This is a genomic window from Paraferrimonas haliotis, from assembly GCF_002282895.1.
In the GTDB taxonomy this organism is placed as follows: domain Bacteria; phylum Pseudomonadota; class Gammaproteobacteria; order Enterobacterales; family Shewanellaceae; genus Paraferrimonas; species Paraferrimonas haliotis.
This window is the reverse complement of sequence record NZ_NRRB01000007.1, coordinates 56,708-77,368: the sequence shown is the minus strand read 5'-3', so window position 1 is coordinate 77,368 and position 20,661 is coordinate 56,708. Positions and strand designations below refer to the sequence as shown.

Below are 20,661 nucleotides of genomic sequence, written 5' to 3'. Positions count from 1 at the left end.
TTTTTACGTTATTAGGTCTGTCATTAATTTATCGATGGCCCGAAAGCTTAACGCTTGTATGATGTGTTGACGGCTTATGGACGGTTGTTGCTCCAGATCGGCGATGGTTCTGGCTACTCGCAAAATTCGGTGAAAAGCGCGCAGAGACAACTGCAATTGGTCCATGGTGGCCTCTAAGAATTTTAAATCCGCATTGGACACGTGAGTCGAATCTAATAACTCGTTATTAGAAAGCTGGGCATTGAGTTTACCTTGGCGATTTACCTGGTGAGCGCGACAAGATGCTACTTGCTCTGCGATTTCTTTACTTGTTTGGGATTGATTAGCTTTTAGAGCTTCTAGTAGTTGTCCTTTGGGGAGGTTGTTAACCATGACACTAATGTCAAAACGATCGAGTAAAGGGCCCGAAAGTCGATTGAGATATCGGCGAATTTGATCGTCGGTGGTGCGGCTGTGTTGACCTGTGTGCCCACAAGGGCTAGGGTTCATGGCTGCAATCAGTTGGAATTGAGCCGGATAAGTTACTTTGTGGCGCGCTCTAGATATCAATACTTCGCCAGACTCTAACGGCTCTCGTAAGCAATCTAACACCCGCCGTGGAAACTCTGGCAACTCATCTAAGAACAACACACCACCATGGGCGAGCGATATTTCTCCGGGCTTTGGCGGACTGCTTCCGCCAATCAGCGCCGCTGCAGAGCTGTTGTGGTGCGGACTCCGAAAAGGTGCTTGCAACAGTTGCTGCGGTTGCCGTTCTAAATCGGCGATGGAATGAATTGCCGCTACCTCCTGTGCTCGGGGGAGCGCTAAAGGCGGCAATATTCCGGCTAGACAATGAGCCATCAAGGTTTTGCCAGTACCGGGGGAGCCGCACATGAGTAGGTTATGCCCTCCAGCTGCAGCCACGGTCAGAGCGAACTTAGCAACTTGCTGCCCAATAACGTCTTTGAAATCTGGGTAGTTAGATGCATTCTGAACTCCAGATTGTCGGCGAGAAGGCTTAATCAAGTTCGCCTCACCGCGAAGAAACTCGGCGACACTGTGCAAACTATCCGCCATCAGTGCTTTTGAGTACCCGATTAACTCGGCGTCACCTCGATTAGCCGCTGGTAACACTAAGGTACTGTTGCTGGATTGGGCCGCCAAAACACTGGGAAGAATGTGTGGTGTTCCTCGTAACAGGCCGCTTAATGCAAGCTCGCCAATGAATTCTAGATTGTTGTGTTTAATTTCAGTGATTTGTTCAGATGCAACCAATATGGCAATGGCTATGGCTAAATCAAAGCGTCCGCCCTGTTTGGGAATATCGGCCGGCGCCAAGTTGACCGTAATTCGTCGTTGTGGGAACTTGAAACCGGAATTGCATATTGCCGAACGAACCCGCTCTTTAGCCTCGCGCACCGTGGTTTGAGGTAAGCCTACCAAGTGGAAACTGGGCAAACCGTTATTTAAATGGACTTCGACTTTAACGGCGATGGCATCTAGGCCCTGATTCGTGCGAGTAATAATTGTTGCAAGAGACATGCAGCGCCCCAAGGTAAAGACATTAAGCGTAGAGGGCGAACCCTCGCTTAACCATCACCTAAATGGGCGAAACTTCGTTAACTTACCTAGCGTCTTGGTTTGTTGATGTTTGGAAAGCGCTTCCGATCTTCTTCATTAGCCGCTTCGTTGCATTCGCCTTTAATGGAGGCGTAATCACTTAGTACTACTCGATCATTTTCAACAAAGCCACTGCGACAGTATCGGTTGAATCTGAGCATGCGCTCAACTTTGGTATCTAACAGCTCTTCAACGGACTCGAGCGAAGGGTGATAAAGAAAATAATCGGTTCGACTGACGATTTTTTTGGGTTTCATGAGCGACATGGAGTACGTAAATAACTTGGCATCGTTACTCAGTATTTTGGTGGAAAAACTGGATTCAAATGGCGATTCTTTTTGCTTAGGCACCACTCGACATCCACTGAGGTGAATAAGTGCGGTTGCAACTACTAACATTGAGAGAAATTTGAGGTTCATTATTATACTTTTTGTTAACTGCAGGTCGCTCAGTCGTCACCCATGGTTTCGATGATACTTGATAGCTCAAGCCAAGATCAAAGGTCTCACACTTGTTGCTAGTAAATTTAGTCGGTCGCGGTATGATAAACAAAGAACATATGATAACGAATGGACAACATGCTTAGTCTTAAACGGATATTGCTCATCGATACGCATTTGCCTGGCGTGGTCGAACTCAAGGTCAACGGTCACACCAATATTTGTGGTACAAACGCCTCAGGAAAAACCACTTTGCAACGCTTGCTGCCGGTGTTTTATGGTGAAGCTCCAAGTCGAGTCGTGCCAGCCACACGAGACAGCTTTCAAGCTTGGTATTTGCCTCGCGAATCCAGTTTTATCATTTATGAATATCAGCGAGGTTCAGAGCAAACCTGTATGGCGGTGCTTACAGCATCGGGTAATGGCGTTGCCTATCGATTTGTCGACAGTGCTTTTGTACTCGAGGACTTTGTTGAAAAAGACATCACTGGTAGCGCTCAATCTATCGCAGCAGCCGAGGTAGTAAGGCGATTTAGAGCGAATAAAATTGAGTGTTCTAACTTACTCAATAATAAAGAGTATCGCGGTGTTATTCAGAATGATCGCGCCACCCTTAATCGCAGCTCTGATAAGCGCCACTTATTAGCTCAGGCTCGAACCTTCAGTTTAAGCGAAAACCATCATTCGTTGCGACACATCGAAAAGCTCATAAGAGCCGTCCATAGTCGTGAAGGTAAGATGGAAACCATCAAGGCAATGATTGCCGCTATTTTGGAAGAGGATGGGGTGCAGACTCCGGTATCTACACTCAGCCGAAATCAAGTGGATAGTTGGATCAATGAGTGCCAGCTCATTCGCGACTTCGATGTGTTAAATCAAGAGTTTACTCATGTTCAGCAGCAGAATCAGCAGCGCCTACAAACTCGAACTCGACTGGCACAGCTATACCATCAGTTGGAGTTAGACAAACAACAGCTTATCACCGATAAAACCGAGTCTGAGACTCAAAATACTGACGCGAAAACGCAATTAAAGCAGCTTGAGCAGAGTTGGGACGAGCAGCGTAACCAGCTGTCGCAAAACCTATCGGACGCAAAAGCCGACGAGCATAGCATCGACAAGGCGCTGGACCGAATCGAAGCTGAGTACGACCATTGGCAAGATCAAGACATAGAAACCCATAAGCTGAACTTAGATAAATTGGGCCAATGGCAGAGTGAACTTGAGGGTTTGCAACAAAACTACTCGTTATTGACCGAACAGCATCAAGACATTGAAGCCGCGTATAACCAGAGAGTCGCGGAAGTTGCCGAACGGCTAAATCGGCAACAGGACAAGCTAAATAAAGACCGAAATTGCTTTCAACAGCAGTTAACCAAACAACAAGGGTTAGCAGCTGATGCTCAACAAGAGCTGTTAAGCAAGCAAGGTGAGCACTTACAAACCTGCCACCAAGAATTTGACGAGCAGCTGCATAATAGCAAGTTAGAGCTCGAACGGCTGCGTTCAGGAATCAGCCTTGCCGGACCAACTGCCAGTGAGCAAACCGAGGCCAAGGTCATGCAAGCTAATGTTGACCAAGCCGGTATTGACGAGGACGCACTGCGACAAGAGTTTGATCAAGCAGAATCCGATTTGCGCACATTAAAAGATAAACAGCAGCTGCAACAACGGGAGCTGGACTTTGCTCGAGATAAGAGCCAGCAAGCGCTCGTCAAACAACAGCAGGTTCAAAGTTTGTTGTATCCAGGTGATGGTACCTTGTTGGAGTTTTTACGTCAGCAAGCGCCTGGTTGGCAACAGCAACTTGGAAAAGCCATCGATCCTAGGTTGTTGCAGCGCAAAGATCTTAGTCCAGTACTGATTGATAGTGATAGCCCGCAGGTCGCTGCATTTGGCGGGGTTCATCTGGAGTTAGGGCACATTGAGGAGCCCTCCTTTGCCCGTTCGGAAGCAGAGCTGGCACAGCAATTAGAGGTTGCCAACCAAGATCTGCAAGCGGCTGAAAATGCGCAAAAGGAAGTGGAGCAGACACTTGTACAGTTAAATGATGAGGTACGACAGCAACAACAAGCGGTCACTAAAGTTGGCAGCTCGTTGCAGATGAAAACCTCTGAACGACAACGTTTGCAAGAAGCTCAACGGCAACTGCAGCACGAGCTCAGTGAAGCGCTGCGTCAGCGTAAGCGTCAAGCAGAAGCCTTGTTTGATGCGCAGAAACTGACCTTGTCTAAAGTAGAGCAGCAAAAGCAACAGCGAATAGAGCAATTAACCCAAGAATTTGGCGAGCAGAAATTAGACCTGCAGTTACATTGGCAGCAAGTGTGTGGCGACATTCAGGCTCAACTTGATAATTTAGAAAGCCAGCATCAAGAGAACAATAGTAATGCCAAATCTCAACGGAAAAAAATCAGTCAGTGGTTTGAAGCAGAGTTAGCGGCTAAAGATGTGGATGCTAACGCAATATCCGAACTTAAGCAGCAAATCGCCGAAGTTAAAGCAAATATCGATATCACGATTCAATACAGAGAAGCGGTTTTTGAGTTCAACCGCTGGTATCAACATACCTTTGTCGAGCAAAAGTCTGAGTTGCAACAAGCGTTTGCTCAGTCAAAACAACGAGTCGCTCAATGCGACAGCGAACAACAACAAGGTATGGCCGCATTCAAAGCCGCTCAGACAACTGCCAAAAGCAACATTGCACAATGGGAATCTCGTATATCCCACATTCAAGAAACCTTGCTGCAGATTAATGAATTGCTCGCTAAGTTAGGCAAATTGGATTTGGCTCAGGATGCGCATGTTGAGAAGCAAACCGTAACGCAGCGAATTTCTGAAGCTCAGCAGTTGCATCGAGAGCACCAGCAATTAACCGATATGCTCGAGCAAAGTTTGAGAAATTTTGACAATCGAATTGGTCTAAAAGCCGGCACCAGCCTTGCTGATTTTTGGGAACGCAGCCGCAGCGATTGCTATGAAACCGACGAGCTAGGGGTGTTACGACTTAAAATTGAAGTTATGGTCACGCGCCTCGAGCAGCTTATTAATGAGTTGATTCCACAAAAACGGGAAGCCTTGCGGACTCAAGGTCGAAATCTCGGGAATACCTTAAGTCAGTATTACTCTGTTCTGCAGAATATTGATAAAGCGATTGCTCAGCAAAGCCGCAGAATTTCTCAAGCGGTGGAGCAAGAGTTGTACTTAGAGGGCGTTTCCGATTCGTCAGTTAACATCCGCTCACGCATTAGCGAACTCGAATTCTGGCCAGAGTTGCAGCGATTCTCTAAGCTGCATGAGCATTGGTTGTTACATAGCGAGTCTCAATTGCCGGATCAAGAATACGGCGATTGCATTAAGCGAGTGTTGGACATATTAGGTCGAGCGGTAACGCAAGCGGGCATTAGCCAATTACTGGATGTAGAGCTTCATTTGACCGAGGGTAACAGCCAACTGCTTATTCGCACCGATAAGCAGTTAAACGAATCTTCCAGTCATGGTATGGCGTATCTTATTTTATGTAAGTTCTTGCTGGCGTTTACTCGATTGTTAAGAGGCGACTCGCAAGTGATCATTCATTGGCCCATTGACGAAATAGGGACCTTGGCTAATCACAACGTTAAAAAGATATTCGACGCTTGTAAAAACAACAATATCACCGTTGTCGGTGCCTTCCCGAACCCCGAATCTGAAGTACTGAACTTGTTTGATAATCGCTATCTTATCGATAAGCAAACGCGTCGATTGCAAACGGTGGAGCCTGTTGTGAGTGAGCTCAGCCAACGAATTGCGGCCAAGCGAGCATTGAAAGAGCAAGGAGCGCTAAATTGAAAAGCGTCAAAGGCAAAGTATTAGAAGCTCTATTAGCGGGGCAGTTTATATGTCGTACCAGTGACGAGGAGTCGTTTGAATATCTGCAAGTTGCGGCTAATGAGCGGGACATAGAGACTCAGCTGAACCTGTTTAATCGGACCCTTGCCTCGAGTAGCAGTGGCGATGTGCTATTTTGCGCTTATCAGCAAATCGGCAGTTCGGAGCGCCGAGCGTTGAATCAGCAGTTTAAAGACATTTCGGCAAGCTTGCTGCCGCTGGTGGAGTGGTTGGTGTTAGTCCAAGAAAGCTTGGGTCATAATGCACCACTGAGCGAAGGAGATCTGGTCCGACTGAATGAACTGCAAGGTGTTATTGAGGACACCCCAGCCTTCAATGAAGCATTGGCTAAAATTGCCCGATATCCATTATTCAATTCCACTGCGACCAGCATCGATGCCCAGTTAAAGCTGATTTTTAAGCGCTTAGTTGAGCTGGGGTATCTGCTCAAACCCAATGATGACAAGCAGATTTTTGTCGCCACCGGCAAAGTTGATTATGTGTTCGATGTCATTAAATACATTGATGAAAATGAACACTTAGCGCTAAGCCAGCAAGCCGAAACCTCAGCCACTCAAGGAGATTTGTTGTGAGCCACCCACTTCACGGTGCCGGCGTGCAACTGCTTAAGATACTGAGTAATCACGCTGAAGTGATTATGAAGGCTTATCTTAATGGTCATATTTCCGAGCTTGAATTAACGCCGTCTCAGCTAAAAAAACTCATGGATGCGCAAATATTATGGCGCCCAGAAGCGGGTGAAGATTTGCGCTTGCGCCGGAGTGTTCGACAGTTGCTGGAATCGGGACTGGCGGATGAGCGAGGGCGTCAGGTTGACGCGAATATTGGCAGTCGATTGGCAGTTATTCGCACCTTAGTGGCTAACTATAAAGAGGCGCTTCATCGCAGCAGTTATCGAGAAGCGGATATTTTTCTAGAAGAATTGGCGGAAGCTCGCTACGGGTTAACGGAGAGTTTGCAACGCTCGGTGCGAGGCTTATGGAACCGAATTCACAATGAGTTTGGCTATGTGGCGACGGTTTCAGCGAAAATCCGTGAAAACCAATTGGCTCAGAGCCAAGTGGACGAATTGCTTGATCAGTTGGAGTTGATTCGATTTGATGAAATGGCTGAGCTTGCCGGAAGCGATAGAGAGCTGCGCCGTTTATTGATTGTATCTTTGCAGCGCAGTCACGCTAAAGTCAGCCATGAATTGAATTCGGCCCAAAGTCGACTGTTGGTGTTATTAGGGCAGTTTAGAGAACATCTGGAACGAAGCCAGTTACTGAAAGGATTCACCCTGTTTGTGAGCCAAAATCCGGATTACCGCATTCGAGATTATACCGCTGAACCCATACCGAATGATCTTTTCAATCAAGCGACGTCATTTATACAACCAGCGGCGATCAACGTAAATGAAATCGATCATCAGCAATCACTGTTGGAGATTGTCGCTAAATTAAAACGGGTTTCAGAGCTGGCAAACTCGTCGGAAAAACGCAAAGCCCAAACCTTTGAACTCGAGCAACAGCAGCTGATTAACGTGCAGGCCGAGCCCATAAAACAGGCCGTGGACGATTATTTTTGCCATGTCATTGAGTCGGGCCAAAACACCTCTGCACTGGCGTTCTTAGAACAGAAAAACTACCCTTTTGACGGTGAACTGTGGCTCTATCAGGTGATCGCCGGTTACGAAGGGCTTACCTTATCGGAACAAGCTTATTTTGCAATCGACAAACACGGAGAATCGCACCCGGATTACAGCGGCAACTTTGTGATTAAAGACGTTGAAATGGGGCTGCGGTAATGCAGTTTACTAAGCAGCAACCTAGCTCAACCCATCGTTCTGAAAGCCTTGTTTAGACCCATCCATTATTTCTTAGAGCAAAATACTATTGGAGCAGCCTAAGAACATGGGCTAATAATGTTGGCTAAATAGGGTATATGTTCGAGGGCGTTTTGCTCAAAAGCTTAGATTATTTATTGTTAGCTTGGGTGTTGTTCGTGGTTATTGCCGCCTACTTTACTCAGGATCTCACTCGCGCCGTTATCGAGCTGGTGGGCTTTATCGGTGTGGTCTATTTGTTGTGGTTAAGGGCTGCGAAAAGCCGTGGCGACAAGCTGAGTTAATGATGCATGATATACAGGAGTGAGCCGCAACTGATGGCCAACCATAACATCACCCCGAGTAATAAGGTTTTTCCACCCGCTTGACGCATCTGTTGCACGGTAATTGCAGCGCCTATCAGCATTAAGCACACCACTAATAAGCGTTTTGACAGTTCGAATATCCATTGATATGCCTGCTCGGCTGCTGGGAAATAGTAGCTAATGGCGATTGCTAGGCAGTAGAAGCCAATGAACCACGGCACTTTTATTTTATTTCTGCTGCCACCAAATAATAATGCGCTGATAAAGGCCAATGGAATGATCCACAATGCTCGGGCGAGTTTGACAGTGGTTGCGGTTGTCAGAGCTTCAGAGCCATAGGAAGAAGCCGCTCCTACAACCGAAGAAGTGTCGTGTATAGCGATAGCCGCCCAAATGCCAAATTGTTGCTGCGATAGATCCAGCAAGTGCCCAACAACCGGAAATACAAATAAGGCAATGGAGTTCAGAATAAATACGGTAGCTAATGCTAATGCTGTTTGCTGTTGTTTAGCATCGATTGCGGGTGCAACTGCTGCGATAGCGCTACCTCCGCAAATGGCCGTGCCAGCGCCAATGAGATAGCCACTTTTAGGGTCTATTTTCATTGTTTTAGTCAGTATAAAAGCCAACAGTAAGGTCGCGACAATCGAGCTGATGATTAACCCAAGGTGAGTTTGCGTCATCTCAATTGCGCTGTCTAAATGGATACCAAAACCTAAGCCAACAATAGACACTGATAATAACAGTTTCGTTGGCTTTGCCAGTTGCGCCGATTTCGGGGCCCAACCCAAATGTGCCAGCACCATGCCCACTATTAACGCCACCGGCGATGATACGATAGGGATCAAGCAAATGAGTGCGATTACAAAAAAATGCGGATATTGGCGAATGGCAGCTTGCATAACAACTCATGGAGGAGCGGGTAATGAGCGCCAGTATAAACGGAATAGCATTGACGCCCTAGCAAAGCGATAAAAAAAGCGCCAATTGGCGCTTTTTTGTGCGGCTATTTATAAGCCATAGGTATAACTTGCACCGAGACCAAGTGGCAAACCAATGGTCCAGTAGATAAGTAGCCAAGCCGTCCAAGCAATCAGTAAGGCGATTGAGTAAGGAAGCATTGCGGCAATCAAAGTACCAATGCCGGTGCTCTTAACGTATTTCTGGCAATAAACCACCACTAATGGGAAGTACGGCATTAGAGGAGTAATAATGTTGGTGGAGGAGTCACCGATGCGATAAGCCGCCTGTGCTAAATCCGGAGAAATGTTCAGTGCCATAAGCATTGGCACAAGCACCGGCCCAATAAGCGCCCATTTGGCGGAGGCTGACCCCATAAACAGGTTAACGAAGCCCACCAAGAAGACCAAACCGACAATCGTTACGCCAGCAGGCATACCTAAAGATTGCAGGAAGTTCGCGCCTTTTACAGCCAATAACACCCCAAGATCCGATTGAGCGAAGGCTGCGATAAAGAGGGCGCAGAAGAAGGCCATGACAATGTATGCGGCCATGCCTTCCATTGCTTTGCTCATTGAGGTAATGATGTCCGCCGACGACTTAAAGGTGCCGTTGGCGTAGCCAAATACGACGCCAGGAATAACAAAGAAAATGAAGATAAGCGGCACAATGGCTTGCATCAAGGGTGACGTAAAGTTGGTCAATGAGCCGGTTTCGTCGCGCAATGTCGAGCCTTCAGGCAATGCTAAACCTACCACCAGCCCCATAGCGGCAAGCATGGCTAAACTGGCTAAACGGAACGCTTTATTTTCTTTTTCCGATATTTCTTCAAACGCTGGAGCATCAATATCGTCATTTAATGGTGTGGTTTTATTAAGGCGAGGCTCAACGATTTTGTCGGTCAAGTACCAAATGATGGCCACAATCGGTAATGTGGATGACGCCGCGAAGAACCAGTTATTTAGCGGGTTAAGCTGTACCGTTGGATCAAGTGTTTGGGCAGCGGCTTGGGTGAATGACTGCAGCAAGGGATCAATTGCCGATGGAATGAAGTTAGCACAGAAACCACCTGAAACGCCTGCGAACGCCGCCATAATACCGGCTATTGGGTGTCGACCAACGGCATAAAAAATTACCCCAGATAGTGGAATTACAACCACGTAGCCAGCATCGGTTGCAGTGTGCGAAAGAATGCCCACAATCACAACTGCAGGAGTCAGCAGCTTAAGCGGAGTTACTTTGAGCATTTTTTTAAGGGCGGTATTAATAAAACCGGAATGCTCGGCGACACCAACACCAAGCATAGCAACTAGCACCACACCTAATGGTGCGAATGAGGTAAAGGTCGTTACCATGCCGGTTAAAAAGTTGGTTAAGCTCTCAGCGGTAAGCTGATTGTGAATAACCACCGCTTCACCCGTTCTTGGGTCGATTTCGCTGAACGAGACGAAGGAAAGTAAGGCGGAGACAATCCAAACTACCACCATTAGGCTTAAGAATAGAATGGCTGGATCGGGCAGTTTATTACCGACTTTTTCAATGCCGTCGAGTACTCGTGCTAAACCGCTATTGGCGTTAGCCTGAGGTTGTTGATTAGCGCTCATTGTTATTTTCCGTTGCTAGTGTTGATGTTGCTTATTATGAATGTATTGTTCTGCATAGATAGTGCCATGAAAGTTCGCAAAATGCTCAATATTGTCTAATTTGCCCGCCATTGATCACACAAAGTGCATAGCACATGTAAAAGTGATTAGAGAAACGTTATCGGAGTTATGATATTTATCGCTGCGCCGTTCTATTTGTTTATCTTAAACCTTTGTTGAAACTCTTTTACCAAGAATTGTATGAACAATTGTATCCGGTAGGGTTGGTACTGACGATTCAAGTACACTAAGTGTAAATCGGCACTGGACTGTGATTTGGACAAGTCAAAGTCAGTCATATAATCATCAAGAATGGTAAGCAAGCGGCCTTGTTCTATGTCCTGTTGTACATCGAGTTTAGATTTAAGTGCAATGCCTTTTCCTTGCAATGCCCACAATCGAACAATTTCACCGTCGTCGCTAAAACGATTGGGCTGCAGCGTGACCCGACTGCTGTTGTCGCTGCTGTGAAAATGCCAGTTACTCAACTCTTCGTGGCTTCGCAGCATGGCAATACACTGATGAGAGTGCAAGTCTACAGGATGCTTTGGAGTGCCATACTTTGCTAAATATTTAGGCGAAGCACACAGCAATCGCTGGCTCTTCGCTAGGGTTCTAGAAATAAAAGAGCTATCGGGCATTTCACCGTATCGAATCAGCACGTCAACCCCCGCATTGGCTATGTTGTCGATGTGATCGTCGAAATAGAGGTGAGGGATTACTTGGGGATGCTTCTCAACGAATGCATCCAATAAGGGTAATATGTACTGCTTTCCTAAGTCCTTGGGAGCTGCAATTTTCAAACTTCCTTTAGCTTGTTGTACGTTTTGTTGTAATTGACTCTCAGCCATAGAGACGCGCTCGAGTATCTCGACACAGCTCTGGTAGTACATATTGCCGGCATCGGTAATGGCGAGTTGGCGAGTAGTGCGGTTTACTAGCTTAACTCCTAGTGTGCGCTCGAGCGCTTGGAGGCGAGCAGTCATTCGGGCAGGAGATAAATTCAGCTCTTTACCGGCTGCTGCCAGTGATCCTTGATTAATGATGGTGACAAATAGCGCCATATCCGCCAGTTTGTTCATGTGCATTGTTTCTTTTTTCGGAATAATTATTTTATTTATAGGGTAATTATCTTAAAAAGTAAAAATAATATACTGGATTCATTAGTTTGAATTGAATGAGTATGAATTATGACTAGCGAACGTATGCCTTTACAGGTCTGGATTTTGACCTTATCAGCTTTCGCCATTGGTACCGCCGAGTTTGTGATAGCCGGTCTACTACCTCAAATTGCCCACGCTTTTACCATTACCGAAGGCCAAGCAGGTTACTTAATTAGTGCCTATGCGCTCGCCATCGTAATTGGGGGCCCCATCTTGACCATCTACTTGGCGCGCTTTAACAAGAAAAGCATTCTCCTTGGATTGATGGTGCTATTTATTGTTGGCAATTTAATGTCGGTATTTGCTCCGAACTACGAAATCTTGCTGCTAAGTCGAGCGATAACCGGTTTGGTGCAAGGGCCGTTCTACGGCATTGGAGCCGTGGTCGCCACCGGTTTAGTATCTGAAAAAATGGCAGGACGTGCTGTTGGGCAAATGTTCGCGGGCTTAACGCTTGCCAACGTGCTGGGCGTTCCTGCAGGCACTTGGGTGGGTTTGCAGTACGGTTGGCACAGCACTTTTATTACTGTAGCCGTGTTGGGTATCATTGCTTTTGGATTTATTTTGACCGCTATTCGCAGTGATAGCCACTCCGAAGCTAAAAACGTCAAGCAGCAACTGGCGGCGTTTAAAAACCCGTTGTTAATATTGAGTCTTGCTATTACTGCTTTGGCTTGGTCTGGCTTCATGACCCTATACGGCTATATCGCACCGATTGCGAGTCACATTGCGGGCTTTGAAGGCAATGCTGTGACTTGGATTTTAGTGGTAGCTGGGTTGGGGTTAATTCTCGGTAACAGTTTAGGGGCTCGCTCTGCCGATAAAAATCTAGCGAAAGCTTCCATGTTTTGGGCGAGTGCCATGATCGCTTCATTGGTCTTGGTGGGCTTGCTAGAAGGTAATTCTTACGCCTTTGTGGCCGCGGTATTTGTGTTTGGTGTTGCGGCGTTTGCGAACGTTCCGTCGATGCAGCTTCGGGTAATGAATCACGGCGGTGACGGTCAAGAATTGGCGGGTACCGCTAATATCTCAGCGTTTAACCTAGCCAATGCATTTGGTGGGTTTTTAGGTGGTGCGGTGCTGGACAGTCAATATGGCGCCGGTATGATTCCGTTCGCTGCGATTGTTGTTCCTTTATTTGGTTTAGTCTTGATTGCCATTGCAAATAAAAAAGAAGCGGTAATTGCCAGCTCGTAATGTTTACGCTTGCCGCCAATAAAAAAGCCTTTGCTACTGTGCAAAGGCTTTTTGGTACATACGGTTTCTAAGTTCGCTTAGAAGGCGTACTTCATAGAGAACTGACCGTAGTATGAACTGCCTTTGCCGTTATTTACCGCTTGAGTCGGATCGTTCACGTTCATTTCACCAACTTCAAAGCCAACCGCGAGTTTAGGCGTTAGGTTGTCAAATACGTTAACGGCCCAATGGGTGTTTTTGCGATTGCTTTCATCCGTTTTACCGTAACCGTAGATGGCAGTAGAGCGCATGGTTTCGGTCCAGAAATGGCGATAAGCAACGTTAAAGGCCGTTGTTGTTTCTGCTTTACCGTTGTAAAGATCCGGTGCTACCGTTGTACCTACATAGCGGCCTAGCTCGCCGTAGTGAGCCTGGAAGCGAACGTCATCTTTACCGAAGGTATTGATTTTACCTGCAATACCACCGCCAATGGTGGTATGCGATTTGCCATCATCAGTGTTTAGCTGACGCGCAACACCAGAAATCGAGATGTTACCCCAGTCAGCGTTTAAGGTGTATTTACCAATAACGTCTGGCAGGCCGTCGTTCTTAGGATCAGGCTTTGGTGTAGAAGCGTCGGTGTTAACGCCGTAGCTTTCAGGGTTCTCCAAAGCGACTTGGAACGCGCCCATGGTGTAACGGATTTGGCCTTGACGAACAAAAGAAATGCCCATCATGGTGGTACCGAAATCAGCGGTTTCAGCAATAGCACTCGTGTTCATGTAGGTGGTCCAAGTTTGACCAGCCAATAAGCCTTTATAGCTCACGAACGCATGACGTAAACGTGGCCCTTTAGAGTTAGAAATGACTTCGTTGCCGCCCGCGCCGAAAAAGTCCATTTCAACAAAGCCGCTCACGTCACCGTCAGTGTACTTGGTGTTCAGTCGAGTTTCGTTAGCGAAAATACGGAACTGAGATGCATCTTCAGCAAGTACAGTGCCGTTACCAAGCCATTGGTCGCCATAGGCTACGTCACCAGATACATAGCGAGCATCGGCTTTTACGTACCCGCCAAAGCTTAATGAACGGTCGTTGCCAAGATCGAAATCGAAGTTAGCTAATGCAGAGGTGGATAACAGGGTTGCGCTGATCGCAACGGATAACTTAGTTAGAGTTGACTTCATTACTCTCTACCCTTTATAGGAAATGATCATTTCATTTTTTGCACTTTGGTTTGAAACCCGTTCAAACGAGTGCTTTTATGCTGAAAAATATTGTCGCGGCAGGCTTTATTACAAGCGGCTCGCGGTCAAGGCAGAGCAATTTTAGAGCGGATATTTGAACAGCATCGAATGTTAAGGGTTACGTTAGTGACGAGTTGCAAGAATTTACTTTTGGTGTGATCTGGCTTAACAAAAATTGCTGTGATCAGGATGCAGTTGTTAACTGGATTGTAACTACTGTTAAAGATTTGTGGCGCCTATCAATGCTGGGGGACGTACCCTTTTTCGCTTGCTCCGTTTGCGGAGGGGACGTACCCCTGTGGATAAATCGCAGGCAAAAAAATGGCCTCAATAATTGAGGCCTAAATAAATCTAATCACATTAGCAAGGGAGATTTGGTTGGATAACGAGTCCGTTATCCGATGAATTTAGTATCTGATAAGTCTTCACTTGTTGATGTGTGTCGATGCAACAAGTTTGTGTTGTCTTTGTGTGGCACAGTTCTTCATTATTTAGCTATAGCGTTAGCCTGGATTCGATAAAGTTGATGAACACTGCAATGCGACTTGAAATATTAGAGGAACGATAATATACAGCACTTACTTTCTCTCGGTCAGTGTTGTGCAGTTTACGATCTTCGAGCAATGATACGAGTGTCCCTTTGGCTATATCTTTATTGATCATAAAGCCGGATAAACACGCAATCCCGTTGCCCAGCAAAGCGAGCTTTCTTACCGTCTCTCCGCTACTCGAGGAGATACTTGGTTGTATTTCTTTTTTGCCTGATAGCGGCCAATAATTCAGCGTTTTGGGCTCGGTAAAGCCAATCAACTTGTGGCGTATTAAGTCAGACTCCAACAAAGGGGTTCCATGCTTAGCCAGATAGTCTGGAGACGCAACAATATGCAAACGGCTTGTACCTAAGGGTTTTGCATGTAACGTGGAATCTGCTAGAGGCCCTATTCTAATCGCGACATCCGTGCGCTTCTCGATGAGATCGACAAAACCTTCGTTTGAAGTAAGCTCTAACTCGATTTCAGGATATTGGCAGCCAAACTCAGCTACCAATGGCACTAACTGATGCAGTACAAATGGACTGGCTGCATCGACCCTAAGCTTTCCTTTTGGCTTTGTTTGCAAAGCAGCGATATCTTCCTCTGCGTGCTCAATTATTTGAATTCCTTGCCGAATTTTATCCACAAATAGTCGGCCTTCATTGGTAAGCTCAACGCGCCTTGTGGTTCTATTGAACAGCGAGGTATTAAGCTGAATCTCTAACTTGCTTACGGAGCGTGATACTTTTGCGACCTGAATGTTCAGGATGTTAGCCGCGGCGGAAAAGCTGCCAAGATCCGCAACAGCTAAGAAGATTTCGAGATCATCAGAGCGAGTTCTCATTCAATCATTCTCCAAAATTACCCGACATATCTTTGCATAATTTACAAAAATTATTTGTTATTTTCACTGTTTTTAACAAGATTAAATTTAGGAATAATGCGTCCACTTAATGTTCAGAGCTTCAACTTTCTTATATTCAAAATTGGATGACTTATTTATGCCGTTAGCATTATTCGCGTTAACCTTGAGTGCGTTTGCAATAGGGACCACAGAATTCGTTATTGTAGGCCTTTTGCCTACGATGGCGTCAGATTTGGGTGTATCCCTACCTTCAGCGGGTTTGCTGGTAAGTCTATACGCATTAGGGGTGGCTATTGGAGCGCCGTTATTAACTGCGCTCACCGGTAAATGGAAACGCAAACAGCTACTTTTAGCCGTGATGACTTTGTTTGTGCTTGGTAATCTTATGGCATGGCAAGCGCCCAGTTACTCAAGCTTGATCATTGCCCGCACCCTAACCGGTTTAGCCCATGGTGTCTTTTTCTCCATCGGCTCAACCATAGCAACAGGGTTAGTGGCTAAAGATAAAGCCGCCAGCGCCATTGCTATTATGTTTACCGGGCTCACCGTAGCATTGGTGACCGGTGTACCTTTAGGAACCTATATTGGGCAGCACTTTGGCTGGCAAACCACTTTCTTGATTGTTGCCGGCTTGGGGTTAGTCGCTTTAATTGGAAGCGCATTATTGGTGCCAAATAACCTTAAACAACCGCCAGTCGCAAGTTTGTCATCACAACTTAGCGTGCTCACTCAGCCGAGATTACTCCTCGTATATGCCATTACCGCGTTAGGGTATGGCGGTACTTTTGTAACCTTCACCTACCTAGCGCCTATCTTACAAACCGTTACTGGCTTTGGGGAAAGCGCTATCGGTTTGATCATGCTGGTTTACGGCGTATCCGTTGCTATTGGCAATATCTGGGGTGGTAAGATGGCTGACAAAATGGGGCCGGTAAACGCGTTAAAGGTCATTTTTGTCGGTTTGGCTGCGGTATTGGTAGCGTTTAATTTTACCGCTTATAGTCCCATCGCAGCGGTACTCACCATTTTGATTTGGGGAGCGTTCGCTTTCGGTAATGTTCCAGCATTACAGTTGTACGTGGTTCGAATTGCAGAGAAGCATTCTCCCAAGGCTGTAGATGTAGCGTCAGGCCTTAATATCGCAGCTTTCAACGTTGGCATTGCACTAGGCTCTTGGGGAGGCGGTCATATTGTTGCTCAGTCTGGAGTTATGACCACACCTTGGGTTGGGGCTTTGGTAATCCTTGGTGCGTTAATGGCGACTTTTATTACTGGCCAATTAGATAAAAAGGCCGCTATAGCGACTGCGTTAAAACCTGTGCACCAGGTTGCTAGTTAATTATGGACTAGGGACGTACCCCTGTGGATAAGTGGGGTACGTCCCCATTTGCTGAAGGCTATCGGTCAGCAAGCTCTTTAACGTGCTCTACAAAATGCTGAATTGCGGGGTTTTGTTCGCTATTAGGAAGTGTGAATACCTCGGCATACCAATACACAGGCTTAATGTCACTCGGTTGGAATATAGAGACTTCGCCGCGTTCTAACCATGGTTGTACTCTGTATTTTGGTACAATTGCCCATCCACAATCGAGCCCTACTAACTCAACGATATCTTCTAATGTTTGCACTGACATGGTGTGATTACTGTAAATATGTCCTGCAAGCTGTGGGGATTGGTTCACATATTGATATACAAGCTGTGTATGCTGACGCAGTTGATTGGAATCAATCGTGCTCTCGCCACCTAGCCAACTTTTGCTAGCAATCCAGGCCAACTCAAAATTAAATGTTGGGTTGTTGTCAACGCCACTAAACTGCTGAAATACGGTGTTGCTTACGGCAACGTCTATTTGGTGTTGTGTTAGTTGCTCAACCAGTTGCAAAGGATCGCCGGAATGAATCGACAATTGTAAGCCGGGAAAAGCGGCTTGGGTGAGCTTGGCGCAATTTAGCAGGTCGTTGTGACGCACCGTATTTTCAATACCTACTCGCAGCTGTTGTGGCGCCAGAGCTGTCATACTGGTGACTTTGGCATGCAGCTGCTCTAGCTCGTTTAGCACCGGTTTAGCATATTTATAAAAACCAGCCCCACTTTCTGTTAATACCAATTTTCGTACCTTGCGGTCGAATAAAGTAAGGTCGGTATCGATTTCTAACATAGCGACTTGCTGGCTAACTGTGGTGGCGTGTTTACCTAAAAGCATTGCGGCTTTTTTAAAGCTTCCTTGTTCCACACTGGTGATAAAGGCTTGCAGCTGATCAAAGGAATAATTCATCGTCAAAGCAATTTCATATGGAAGGATTATTTCCATTCTATACGATTCATAGAAAGTTAAAAACCCATTTAAAATAGTCTCCGAATTAACCAATACCCGTTTATGAACGACTCTAGGAGATAGCCATGAAGAAAAGTATCGCTCAATTATGTATTGCAACAACCATTGCAGCCATGTCGATATCAGCAGCTCAGGCCTGTACCAACTTTCACTTTCAATCAGAACAGGGTGACACCTTTATTGGACGCACCATGGAGTGGCCGGGTGAGCTTAATGGTCAAATGACCATCGTCCCGCGCAATCACGCTTTTAGTAAATTCACGAGCGAATATGGATTCGTTGGAATAAGCCACGGTGAAGAGCTTTTTAGCTCTGCGCTGAATGAGCACGGCGTAAGCGGTGAAGCGCTAGCGTTAGCTACTGCGCAATTTGCAGCAGAAGGCAGTGGCGACATTCGCTCTGGAGACCTTGTCGGTTTTGTTCTTGGCCAAGCTAAAACCGTAGATGAAGTCATTGAGATACTGGAATCAACAAAAGTCGCGGTTGCGGCCTACGATGTGGTAGACGGTATGCACCTTGGCATGCACTACGCCTTCAACGACGGTAACAAAGCCATTGTAGTGGAGTATTTAGATGGCACGGGTTACCCAGTGATAACCGAAAATACGTTAGGCGTAATGACGAATGACCCAAGCTACGACACTCAAGTAGCGCTTGCTAACAGCTTTATTGATGGCACTGATTATGACAATGCAAAGACGCAATTGTCGGAAGAGAATTTTGCCGCTTTTGATTATTCGTCCATCGGACGCTTCCAAAAAATGGTGGCATTTAACTACACAATGGACTTATCGCTAGTGAAGTCGGACTTTGATGCGGTTAATCGTGCTTGGAGTATGATAAACGCCGTTGATATTCCACAAGGAGCTTTATACTGGCGCTTTGCTGCGGAAAATACGCCGCAATTCACTTCATACTCTAACGTCGTGGATATCGCCAATAAAGACTACTACTTTAGAACGTACGACAACATGAATGTTCGCAAAGTGGATCTAGATAGCATCGATTTCGAGCAAGTGAGCTATCAAAGTGAACCCTTGTTTAACTCAGTATCAAGCTATAACACAATAAAAGTTAAGTAAGAATAAAACGAGCGCTTCTAGTGGTCTGGAAGCGCTCACCTTTTTTCGAGCCACTCACGTGCGAATAACAGTTTTAATGCCCAGGATAAGTTTCCCAAATGCGCTCATCGAGCTCTTGATCTTTACTATACATCCCAATATTCCACTCGCTAAATTCAGCTAAATCGGTGGCTATAGTTTCAATCAGTGATTTCAGCTCAAGCTGTTCAAGCCATTCGCTAGGGCAGTCAACTAAACCGTATTGCGCCCCCCAAAGATTACCAGCGATTGAGCCGGTGGAGTCGGAATCACCGCTGTGGGATACGCTTATGGACATCAAGTCTTTAAAGTTATCCGCCACCAAGGCGCAATAAATGCCAATAGCTAGCGCTTCTTCGGCAATCCAGCCTTCACCGAGGGTGATAATGGCTTGGTGAGGAGGAATATTGGTTTTACTGAGTGTTAAGGCGAGGTTAATGGCCGCTGTGGTTTCTTGATGCTCAGGGTAACCAGCAAGCAAAAAGAGCGCTAGCTGACAAGCCTGCTCAAGGGATTGGTTTTCGAGAAGCGCTTGAATGATCACAGCAAATGCACCAGAGGCTAAATAACCCGTAGGATGGCCGTGGGTTAAATGAGCAACATCGCTGGCGAGCTCAAAGCATTTTTCAGGGCGACGCTTTAGTACGTGGCTATAAAGCCCAACTGGAGCCACCCGCATAACGCCACCGCAGCCTTTGCTGTTATTTACGGCAAAGGTTTCGTAGGTTTTCATATCTTGCAGTGCTTGCAAGCAGGTATTGCCAGGAGCGCGCTGGCTGTGAAGCTCCGACGTATTCCAAAGTACGCCGTTGGGTGTGTAATAGTCATCGCGGTAGGGAGATTGATAGCCTTGGGTGTACAGCCAGCGCAAATAAGCATGGCCAACGCAGCCAACTTCAGTCGTTATGCCTTTATTTTTACCTCGAACCCAAGCTCTAAGCAGACCTTCAGCGGTAAATAAGGTCATTTGCGTATCGTCGGTAATGGCGCCAATTTTGCCATAGGCTTTAATGAAATCAGTAACCCCGTCTTGACCGTACTGAGCAAGAATTTGGTCGCGAGACATAAACTCGACAGCAGCACCGAAAGCATCGCCAATGGCGCCGCCTAGCAAGCAGGCTTGAAAGCGTAAGTTAGTAGGTAAGTCCATTTTGAGGTTCCTTGGCAATATGTGGAGGCCTTGCTGGTTAGGTTATCATGGTTTTGGGGGAGGTTGGGGATTTTACGAACTAGGAAAGGCAGGTCTATTCATACATTTAAACACTTATATGTATAGATAATACGAAAAATTATACATATCTTATGATTCGTGTATAGAAGTACGTAGTTTTTATGTAGTTTACTGTTGGAATCCACCGACCAAGCTTACTAAGCCCACGCAATAAGATATTAAAAAGCCCTGTAAATACAGGGCTTTCAAGGATTCGGTCGCTACATCAACAGATGTTATTCCAAGTTCTGGATCTGCTCATTGAGTAGCGGCCTAGAACCTAACAAACTCAACGAGTTATCGAAAAGAAACCGTTCAAAAATGCCTGTTTGCCCACCAAACTGCCCACCACTTGCCTATGGCTTTTACTA

General features: G+C 46.2%; 16 protein-coding genes. 7 read left to right on the top strand and 9 right to left on the bottom strand.

The window, feature by feature from the left end:
* Positions 1–3 precede the first annotated feature (3 nt).
* Complete coding sequence (locus CLC91_RS13380) at positions 4–1,524, bottom strand: YifB family Mg chelatase-like AAA ATPase (protein WP_095499405.1); 1,521 nt, start codon at positions 1,522–1,524, stop codon at positions 4–6.
* Between the two features lie 86 nt (positions 1,525–1,610).
* Complete coding sequence (locus CLC91_RS13375) at positions 1,611–2,021, bottom strand: hypothetical protein (protein ID WP_095499404.1); 411 nt, start codon at positions 2,019–2,021, stop codon at positions 1,611–1,613.
* A gap of 159 nt (positions 2,022–2,180) precedes the next feature.
* Here CLC91_RS13375 and CLC91_RS13370 point away from each other — a divergent pair, with 159 nt between their 5' ends.
* The 4 genes from CLC91_RS13370 (at position 2,181) to CLC91_RS15000 (ending at position 8,039) form a co-directional block, all read left to right on the top strand.
* The gene (locus CLC91_RS13370; RefSeq protein WP_158220749.1) at positions 2,181–5,870 is read left to right on the top strand and encodes an ATP-binding protein; all 3,690 of its coding nucleotides are present in this window, start codon (positions 2,181–2,183) and stop codon (positions 5,868–5,870) included.
* Positions 5,867–6,502, top strand: a complete 636-nt coding sequence (locus CLC91_RS13365; protein WP_179287582.1) for a hypothetical protein — start codon at positions 5,867–5,869, stop codon at positions 6,500–6,502. Before CLC91_RS13370 ends, CLC91_RS13365 begins: the two co-directional genes overlap by 4 nt.
* Positions 6,499–7,716, top strand: a complete 1,218-nt coding sequence (locus CLC91_RS13360; RefSeq protein WP_095499401.1) for a phosphoenolpyruvate carboxylase — start codon at positions 6,499–6,501, stop codon at positions 7,714–7,716. The genes CLC91_RS13365 and CLC91_RS13360 overlap by 4 nt, the downstream gene beginning before the upstream one ends.
* 152 nt (positions 7,717–7,868) lie before the next feature.
* The gene (locus tag CLC91_RS15000) at positions 7,869–8,039 is read left to right on the top strand and encodes a hypothetical protein (RefSeq protein ID WP_158220748.1); all 171 of its coding nucleotides are present in this window, start codon (positions 7,869–7,871) and stop codon (positions 8,037–8,039) included.
* Here CLC91_RS15000 and CLC91_RS13350 read toward each other — a convergent pair.
* From CLC91_RS13350 to CLC91_RS13340, 3 genes are all read right to left on the bottom strand, one after another.
* Positions 8,036–8,962 (bottom strand): YeiH family protein, encoded by a 927-nt coding sequence (locus CLC91_RS13350; protein WP_095499399.1) that lies wholly within the window; start codon positions 8,960–8,962, stop codon positions 8,036–8,038. The two genes, CLC91_RS15000 and CLC91_RS13350, sit on opposite strands and share 4 nt — an antisense overlap.
* Positions 8,963–9,070: 108 nt before the next feature.
* A complete protein-coding gene (locus tag CLC91_RS13345) occupies positions 9,071–10,624 on the bottom strand; it encodes an AbgT family transporter (protein WP_095499398.1) in 1,554 nt (517 codons plus the stop codon).
* A gap of 191 nt (positions 10,625–10,815) precedes the next feature.
* A complete protein-coding gene (locus CLC91_RS13340; protein ID WP_095499397.1) occupies positions 10,816–11,745 on the bottom strand; it encodes a LysR family transcriptional regulator in 930 nt (309 codons plus the stop codon).
* Between the two features lie 108 nt (positions 11,746–11,853).
* Here CLC91_RS13340 and CLC91_RS13335 point away from each other — a divergent pair, with 108 nt between their 5' ends.
* Positions 11,854–13,023, top strand: a complete 1,170-nt coding sequence (locus tag CLC91_RS13335; RefSeq protein WP_095499396.1) for an MFS transporter — start codon at positions 11,854–11,856, stop codon at positions 13,021–13,023.
* A gap of 77 nt (positions 13,024–13,100) precedes the next feature.
* Here the strand turns inward: CLC91_RS13335 and CLC91_RS13330 are convergent, their stop codons facing one another.
* Positions 13,101–14,186 carry a DcaP family trimeric outer membrane transporter gene (locus CLC91_RS13330; RefSeq protein ID WP_095499395.1) on the bottom strand — a complete coding sequence of 362 codons (1,086 nt, stop codon included), beginning with the start codon at positions 14,184–14,186 and terminating at the stop codon, positions 13,101–13,103.
* 555 nt (positions 14,187–14,741) lie between these two features.
* Complete coding sequence (locus CLC91_RS13325) at positions 14,742–15,623, bottom strand: LysR family transcriptional regulator (protein ID WP_095499394.1); 882 nt, start codon at positions 15,621–15,623, stop codon at positions 14,742–14,744.
* A gap of 157 nt (positions 15,624–15,780) precedes the next feature.
* Between CLC91_RS13325 and CLC91_RS13320 the strand changes: the two genes are divergently transcribed.
* Positions 15,781–16,983 (top strand): MFS transporter, encoded by a 1,203-nt coding sequence (locus CLC91_RS13320; RefSeq protein ID WP_095499471.1) that lies wholly within the window; start codon positions 15,781–15,783, stop codon positions 16,981–16,983.
* A 58-nt stretch (positions 16,984–17,041) separates the two neighbouring features.
* Here CLC91_RS13320 and CLC91_RS13315 read toward each other — a convergent pair whose 3' ends face one another.
* Positions 17,042–17,920 (bottom strand): LysR family transcriptional regulator, encoded by an 879-nt coding sequence (locus CLC91_RS13315; protein WP_158220747.1) that lies wholly within the window; start codon positions 17,918–17,920, stop codon positions 17,042–17,044.
* A gap of 125 nt (positions 17,921–18,045) precedes the next feature.
* On the opposite strand from CLC91_RS13315, the gene CLC91_RS13310 reads away from it, so the two are divergent.
* The gene (locus tag CLC91_RS13310) at positions 18,046–19,062 is read left to right on the top strand and encodes a linear amide C-N hydrolase (RefSeq protein ID WP_095499392.1); all 1,017 of its coding nucleotides are present in this window, start codon (positions 18,046–18,048) and stop codon (positions 19,060–19,062) included.
* 73 nt (positions 19,063–19,135) lie between these two features.
* Here CLC91_RS13310 and CLC91_RS13305 read toward each other — a convergent pair whose 3' ends face one another.
* A complete protein-coding gene (locus CLC91_RS13305) occupies positions 19,136–20,230 on the bottom strand; it encodes an ADP-ribosylglycohydrolase family protein (RefSeq protein WP_095499391.1) in 1,095 nt (364 codons plus the stop codon).
* Between the last annotated feature and the right edge of the window lie 431 nt (positions 20,231–20,661).